At 46.2% G+C, this 7500-nt stretch carries 7 protein-coding genes and 2 pseudogenes; 4 read left to right on the top strand and 5 right to left on the bottom strand.

Annotated elements, in window-relative coordinates; all coding sequences use genetic code 11:
* Positions 1-500 (top strand): annotated as a pseudogene (locus tag RMO84_RS13205) (serine/threonine protein kinase); the annotation flags it as partial.
* Between the two features lie 100 nt (positions 501-600).
* Positions 601-1200 (top strand): hypothetical protein, encoded by a 600-nt coding sequence (locus RMO84_RS13200; protein ID WP_310488915.1) that lies wholly within the window; start codon positions 601-603, stop codon positions 1198-1200.
* Between the two features lie 255 nt (positions 1201-1455).
* Here the strand turns inward: RMO84_RS13200 and wecB are convergent, their stop codons facing one another.
* The 5 genes from wecB to RMO84_RS13175 all read right to left on the bottom strand — a co-directional run bounded on the left by wecB (position 1456) and on the right by RMO84_RS13175 (position 5759).
* Complete coding sequence (gene wecB, locus RMO84_RS13195; RefSeq protein ID WP_310488914.1) at positions 1456-2559, bottom strand: non-hydrolyzing UDP-N-acetylglucosamine 2-epimerase; 1104 nt, start codon at positions 2557-2559, stop codon at positions 1456-1458.
* The gene (locus RMO84_RS13190; RefSeq protein WP_310488913.1) at positions 2556-2870 is read right to left on the bottom strand and encodes a hypothetical protein; all 315 of its coding nucleotides are present in this window, start codon (positions 2868-2870) and stop codon (positions 2556-2558) included. The genes wecB and RMO84_RS13190 overlap by 4 nt, the downstream gene beginning before the upstream one ends.
* Positions 2860-3234 carry a hypothetical protein gene (locus tag RMO84_RS13185; protein WP_310488912.1) on the bottom strand — a complete coding sequence of 125 codons (375 nt, stop codon included), beginning with the start codon at positions 3232-3234 and terminating at the stop codon, positions 2860-2862. The genes RMO84_RS13190 and RMO84_RS13185 overlap by 11 nt, the downstream gene beginning before the upstream one ends.
* Positions 3235-3623: 389 nt before the next feature.
* Positions 3624-4277: a fasciclin domain-containing protein gene (locus RMO84_RS13180; RefSeq protein WP_310488911.1), complete on the bottom strand. Its 654-nt coding sequence runs from the start codon at positions 4275-4277 to the stop codon at positions 3624-3626.
* A 192-nt stretch (positions 4278-4469) separates the two neighbouring features.
* Positions 4470-5759: a type IV pilus twitching motility protein PilT gene (locus RMO84_RS13175; protein ID WP_396135851.1), complete on the bottom strand. Its 1290-nt coding sequence runs from the start codon at positions 5757-5759 to the stop codon at positions 4470-4472.
* 594 nt (positions 5760-6353) lie between these two features.
* On the opposite strand from RMO84_RS13175, the gene RMO84_RS13170 reads away from it, so the two are divergent.
* Positions 6354-6875: an NYN domain-containing protein gene (locus RMO84_RS13170; RefSeq protein WP_309733960.1), complete on the top strand. Its 522-nt coding sequence runs from the start codon at positions 6354-6356 to the stop codon at positions 6873-6875.
* A gap of 284 nt (positions 6876-7159) precedes the next feature.
* A pseudogene (locus RMO84_RS13165) lies at positions 7160-7500 on the top strand (2-isopropylmalate synthase); the annotation flags it as partial.

Below are 7500 nucleotides of genomic sequence, written 5' to 3'. Positions count from 1 at the left end.
GCTATATTCCACCAATTGGTCTACATCCCGTAGTTTTCTTTATCGCTCCATTTGCTGTTGTTTGGATTTGGGGCATTTTCCAGTGGACATTATTGTCGGCTGCTTTAGTTCCCTTCCCAGGAAACATCGCGTTTATGCTGTTTTCATTACCTTTTTGGGCTGCTGGCGGTTCTCTGGTTTATATTTGCCTGTTTACTTTATTTGGCAAAACCTATTTGCGGATCGATCGACATGAAATCTCTTTAATTAAGACTATACTTGGTATCAAAATTAACCGCGAAGTTCCCCAACCCAAACGCGAAATTACTAAACTGATTTTTACACGCAAACACGCTAGTCGGAATAATAACGAAGATACACCTGCTGCACTCAAGATTGAAATTGGCGTGAAATCGATCGTCATTGGTGGCTCTGGTGGAGGCATCCAGCATGAAGCGGATGTTGAGTACTTGGCACATGAAGTCAGTGAATGGTTGGATAAACCACTGAAAACTTATTAAGCCTTCAGTTGATTTCACCCAAGTCGAATCGCGTTGGATTTGGAGATCTGAGGGGCATCTTAAGATTGGAGAGAATGCAGTACGATCGCACTGAGTAACTATGAAAACTAATGACCTCGGCAATAAGCCGTTTGGGACTAAAATCCAGCTGACCAAAAGCGGTAATTTTTTTGAGATTTATATTCCGCCGATGGGGTTCCATCCCGTACTTTTATTTATCGCTCCATTTGCCATTGCTTGGAATAGTTTTATTACAGTCTGGACATTGATGGCAGCTCAAGTTCCGTTCCCTGGAAATATCTTTTTGATGATGTTTTCACTACCTTTTTGGGTGGTTGGTGGTTGTCTGGCTTACGCTTGCCTGTTTACTTTGTGTGGCAAAACCTATTTGCGGATCGATTCACAGGAAATTTACCTCATCAAAACTTTATTCGATCGCAAAGTTAGCCGAGAACGTCCAGAACCCAGGCAAGAAATAACGCAACTAATTTTTACGAGAGAACATTTCGATCGCGACTCTGATGGCGATCGAGTCAGCAAACCTGCCACAATGAAGATCGAACTTGGGGTAAAATCGATCCAACTCGGTGGGATGCAGGGTGGAATCGAACACGAATCTGAGATGGAATGGTTGGCATTTGAAGTCAGCGAATGGTTAGATAAACCGTTGAAGATTATTGAATCTCCAGAAATAGATTAACCATTAGCAAAGAGCATCAGATCGTAGGGTGTGTTACCGCGAAGCGTAACGCACCGAAAAAGAATCAATCTCTAAGAGGATGTTTGGAAATACGGACAAGATCGATCTGTTTATACCGGCATTTGTGGGAATCCCCCTAAATCCCCCTTAAGAAGGGGGACTTTCGATCCGGTTCCCCCCTTTTTAAGGGGGGCTAGGGGGGATTTTCTAGGGTTTACGAGTGCTCTATGATACTTTCCAAACATCCTCTAAATTTCACACCTTAAAAAACCGTTCCACCGCAGTCAAAATCTGCATCGAAGCAGTCCCATCCCCGAACGGATTGATTGCCGTTGCCATCGCTTGATATGCTTGCGGATTGCTGAGGAGTTCGCTGGCAGCAGCGGTAATTCTGGCGACATCCGTGCCGACTAATTTCGCAGTACCGCCCGTAACGGCTTCAGGACGCTCGGTAGTGTCGCGCAGCACCAAGACAGGCTTACCCAGACTGGGAGCCTCTTCCTGGATGCCGCCGGAGTCAGAGAGGAGTAAGTAACTACGCTGGATTGCACCGACGAGTTGGCTATAGTCGAGCGGTTCGGTGAGGAAGACACGGGGATGTTCGCCCAAAATTTGGGTCAGCGGTTCGCGGACGGTGGGATTGCGATGGAGGGGTAGTAATAAAGCGGTATCGGGAAATTTCTCTAAGATCTGGAGCATGGCAGCACCAATCTGCTGTAATGGTTCGCCCCAATTTTCGCGCCGATGGACGGTAGAGAGAATCACCCGATATTTGCTCCAGTCTAAACCAGGGATATCGCACTGTGGCTGGGATTTGGCCACGGTGAGGAGTGCGTCGATGACGGTATTACCCGTCTGATGGATTTCGCCCGTCACGCCTGATTTGTGGAGATTGGCGACGGCGAGGCTGGTGGGGGCAAAATGTAGTTGCGTAATTTGGGAAATCAATCGCCGATTGGCTTCTTCAGGAAAGGGATTATAGATATTATCGGTGCGCAATCCAGCTTCGACATGCCCGATCGGAATTTGTTGGTAAAATGCGGCTAGCGCAGCAGCAAAGGCGGTAGTAGTGTCACCTTGGACGATAACTAAGTTGGGTTCGATCTCTTTGAATAATTTTTCCAATCCTTGCAGGCTGCGCTGGGTAATATCTGTGAGCGTTTGTTGGTGCTGCATGATCTCCAGATCGCGATCGGCCTTCAGCCCAAAAATCTCCATCACTTGGGCGACCATTTCCCGATGTTGCCCAGTTAGTACCACCTGGGTGGTAAATTTACTCGACGCCTGAAATGTCCGAATCACAGGAGCCAATTTAATTGCTTCGGGACGAGTTCCGAGCGTAAAACAAACGCGCATCATAAGCTAAATAGTTGATAGTTGATAGTCGATCGTTGATAGTAAAATCGAGACAGTCGATCGTCGATCGCTACCTCTTCTTCTATGGCGGACTCACACCAGTTTTTTAAATTGGTATCATTTTGACTCATGGCAATTTTAGCCGATCGATGGACGAGTCGATCGGTAATCTCGATCGCTGTGTCTGAATCTGGGCGATTCGATCTGCCAGTCAAGTAGCAACCAAACAAAAACAGCTCGGTAATTACCGAGCTGATGATGAGATTCAGGGAAAAATAACTAGAATAGAAGTAAGCAGTTTTTTTAAGAGTCAATGTCGCATGTCAGCGGACAAGTGGCATAAGTAGTGGTGCTGACGGGATTTGCGTCGCCATGCAACCAGCTCAACCAGCGGACGTCTTGCGGATGAATGCCTTTTGCGGTGAGTAATCCAGCACCGACAACTACAGCCAAAATATTTAAGGCAATCGTGCCACCAGCAACCAGTAATACCGCACTAACGGGCAAGATGTGGTGCAAAGTCACCGACAGCAGGGCACCAATTGTCGCCATCAACACAACTAACGGAAAACCAACTACCAACAGGGTTACTGTTAGAGCAAAACACCAAATCAAGAAGCTCTTTGCTGTAGCGATGTAACGACTTTTACGAATGGTGCTATTTTTAGTTAATTGCATTTTATTGGCTCCGGCTATCTAGATGGATACTGGCTAAAACTGATGCGTTTTGGTCAATCCCATGTCGGGGATCAATTTAACCTGGTGTTATCAATATAGATAATCTAGCTCGATATTTGGGGATATGTTAAAAAAACTTTACATGATTATTAATCTAGCTAGTCAAAAATGGCTGTGAAAATCTGCTAGTACTTATTAATTATTTGTCCGTATTTGCTGACAAATTAGAGCTAGCAAATTAGCACTCGGATCGTCGAGCTAGAGCTGGTGATGGTAGAGATCGCTATTAGCGCGTGGGTGGCTGGCTACCAGCATCAATAAGTGCCAATCCAGACAAAATTAAAGGTGGGTAATACCCACCTTTAAAATTAGTCAATAGTCACGATCGACTATTTAGTAGAGGGAATTAAGACGGTATCGATCGCGTGAATGACACCGTTGCTGGCTTTGACATCAGCAAGGATGACATTGGCATTATTAATCGTGACTTTTTTGCCTTTGATTTTAACAGTGACATTACTGCCTTCAACTGTAGCCACCGAGCCAGCCTTGAGCTGCTTGGAGGTTACAGATCCAGGAACGACATGATAAGTGAGCACTTTTTTAAGTTGCTCTTGGTTTTCTGGCTTGAGCAGATTAGCCAGGGTGGCTTTAGGTAATTTGGCAAATGCCGCATTGGTTGGTGCAAATACGGTGTAAGGGCCTTCCGCCGATAATGTATCGACGAGATCTGCGGCTTTGAGAGCCTTAACTAAAGTCGTGAAATTTTTATTGCCAGATGCCAGACTGACAATTGTCTTGCCAGTAGGTGCTTTTTTGGTAGGAGTAGACGTGCTACCACCAGGAGTTGTCGTACCTGGGGTACCAGTCGAACCGCCACTAGGTGTAGTCGTAGCAGGTGTAGTAGTGGTAGGTACTGGGGTCGTTGTCGTACCTGGTGTGCCACTTTGCGCGTGACTGGAGATACTCGCAAACAAACCTGTGGCTACGGCGGCGATACCCAGGGTTGCGGCGATCGATTGGGACAAGATGGATCTAGACATGGGGAATAAATTTAATGAAGAATATCAACGTTCTTAATATTATCAAGACATTTAATTAAGTTTTGTGTTCCCGATATCTAGATCGGGAAATCGGTAATCTTGGAATCGGCTGCTAGTCCCAAAAAAAGAGCTAAGGCGATTGCCTCAGCTCTTTTGGATCGTCAAATCGCGATCGATTAGGACTGCTAAAACCTAAATTTTGCCACGTAACATCATCGCCATTTCATTGGGTGTCGGCGAGAGTTCGAGGGCAGTTTCTTCGGTAATTCGGCCTTCTTGGTAGAGGGCGAACAAGGATTTGTTCATCGTAATCATCCCGTCGAATTCCCCGTCGGTCATCAGTGGGGCGATCTCATCGTATTTACCATCCCGCACGTAGTCTTTGAAGGTTTCGGTATTTATTAAGATATCGTGATAGGCTGCGCGTTTCCCGTCAGTGGTCCGGCATAACCCTTGGGAGATCACGGCGACGAGAGATTCAGCCAGCGAGACGCGCATCACGGCTTGTTCTTCGGGTTTGAACAGATTGAGAATCCGCTCGATCGTTTTGATCGCACTGTTGGTGTGCAAGGTACCGATGACTAAGTGTCCGGTTTGGGCGGCTTTGAGCGCGGTATTGACCGTTTCGCGATCGCGCATTTCTCCGACCAAGATGACATCGGGATCTTCGCGGAGTGCCGCTTTGAGGGCGGTATCGAACATCAGGGTGTTCGCGCCGACTTCCCGATGCTTAATTAGCGCGCGCTTGCTTTTGTGAATGAATTCGATCGGGTCTTCGATCGTGATAATGTGGCGCGGCATTTCTTTGTTCATAAAATCGACCATCGCCGCCATCGATGTCGATTTACCCGAACCCGTCGGCCCTGTCACCAGAATTAAGCCCTTGTGCTGGTAGCAGACATCGCGAAATACTGGTGGTAAGCGCAATTCCTCGATCGTGGCAATCTGCATCGGAATCAATCGCATCACCATGGCATGGCCGTAAAGTGAGTCAAATACATTGATCCGTACTCGTGCAAAATCGTACTGGGTCGCTCCGTCGAAGTCTAATTTCTCTTGAAATGTGCGAATATCTTCCTCATTCAAAACTTCATGCAACCAGGACATGAAGGTGGCGAGATCGGTTTCTGGGTAATCGGTAGTTTGAATCTCGCCGCGATTGCGAAAGCGAGGATTTTCGCCGACACCCACATGGATATCCGAATAACCAGCCTCGAACGCTTCGGCTACCAAAGTACCGATCGACGGCTGTCCTGGTGGTAATTTGTAGCTAGGTTTGCGCTCCTGAGCGGTTGCGGGCGCGCTTAAACTAGGCGGCGGCGGGGGAAAATGAGTTGATAGACTGGGTGCTGGTGGCGGTGGTGCTGGAAAATTGCGGGAGTTTACCATAGCTCGACTAGATGACTTTGTGCGACTACTCTTAGTTATGTTGCCCAAATTTTGACTAGCGATTGACGATCTATAGTATTGTGGCGGGTCTATTTTTGGGAATTGACGGTAGATCGCTAGCTGGCGAATAGTTATAGCTGGGTGGGTACGATCGAGATCCGCGATCGTTTGGCCGACCCATGCGCGCTAATATCGATCGCAATCGTTACCGAATAAGTAAATTCACGCAATATTTTTGGTATTTAAAGACTGTTAGCTCAAACACACGAAGTTTGGTAAGATGGAACTCATATATAGATTATTCTCCTAAATTATTATGCTAATTGTTCAATCTTTGCAGGTGCGGTTCGGCTCGACCTAAATTTTGCGATCTTGGTGCTTACGTTCTGCTTTGATGGTTGTTTGACCCACTCGTCCGATCGATCTGCAGTTTCCAGCCCGATTATTATGCTCTATATCTTTAAATTAACTAGCTAAACTTTACATCTCCCAGTCCGATCTTTCGTTATCTGTACCGCTACGGCTGGTTAATTCCTAGCCTTAGAGCGTTATGCTAACCTAATTTAGCTAAATTTCAGATTTTGCAGATCTGCATTGGTGCAGTCTCTCCGTTCGCGAAACTTTGCTGTGTTCGTATGTGGAGAGTCGCTTTACTTTAACTATAAAAATAACTAGGTAATATTTATAATGTTTTCTGCTGCTAACCGTCTCTCCATCTTTGTGGACGGCAATAATATGTTTTATGCCCAACAAAAAAATGGGTGGTTTTTCGATCCTCGGCGCGTGCTGGAGTATTTCACGAAAGAACCAGAGTTAATGCTTATTAATGCTTTTTGGTATACCGGACTTAAAGATGCTCAAGATCAACGCGGGTTTCGCGATGCACTGATCAGCTTGGGTTACACAGTTCGCACCAAAATTCTCAAGGAGTACTACGATGATACCTCCGGTCGCTATTCCCAAAAAGCAAATCTCGATATTGAAATCGTGGTCGATATGTTTAATACTGTAGATCAGTACAACCGCGTCGTGCTATTTAGTGGCGATGGGGACTTCGAGCGAGCGATCGAGTTGCTGAGATCGAAAAACACCCACATCACTGTCATCTCTACAGAAGGGATGATTGCCCGCGAACTACGCAATGTCACCGATCGCTATATCGATCTCAACGACATTCGCGATCGCATCGAAAAAGTTGATTCCCTATAGGAGAACCGATCGAGTGTTAGAACGTCAAAAAATCAAAATAATGTCCGCCCAATTGTCTGAGTTGCTATTGCTTATCTAGGTGGCAGATTAACCAAAAGTTAATTTTCACCAACGCAAATTTGCGATCGCTTTTAGTTAATCTGTCACCTTAAATATAGACAAAAATGATTCAGACTAAAATACACCATCATCAGATTAATTAATTTGATGTTTGCTGCTTTGAATCTTGAATCTACTAGTAACTTTTGTGATTAATTCATTATTCTTTTGAGAGATCTAACACTATGACTCAACAACCAGGATCGGATCGCATCATTATTTTCGATACCACCCTGCGCGACGGCGAACAGGCTCCTGGTGCCACGCTCAACGTAGATGAGAAAATTGCGATCGCCCGCCAACTGGCGCGGCTCGGCGTAGATGTAATTGAAGCGGGATTCGCCTTTGCTAGCCCTGGGGATTTCGACGCAGTCAAACAGATTGCCAAATTGGTCGGTACCGAAGATGGCCCGACGATCTGTAGCTTGGCTCGCGCCATCCCAGCAGACATCAAAGCCGCCGCTGAAGCCTTGCAACCCGCAGTCCATTCGCGGATTCACACCTTTATTTCCACCTCCGATATTCA

This window comes from Chamaesiphon sp. VAR_69_metabat_338, from assembly GCF_031423935.1.
In the GTDB taxonomy this organism is placed as follows: domain Bacteria; phylum Cyanobacteriota; class Cyanobacteriia; order Cyanobacteriales; family Chamaesiphonaceae; genus Chamaesiphon.
Note: the sequence above shows the minus strand (reverse complement) of the source record. Positions and strands in the feature narration are given on the sequence as shown.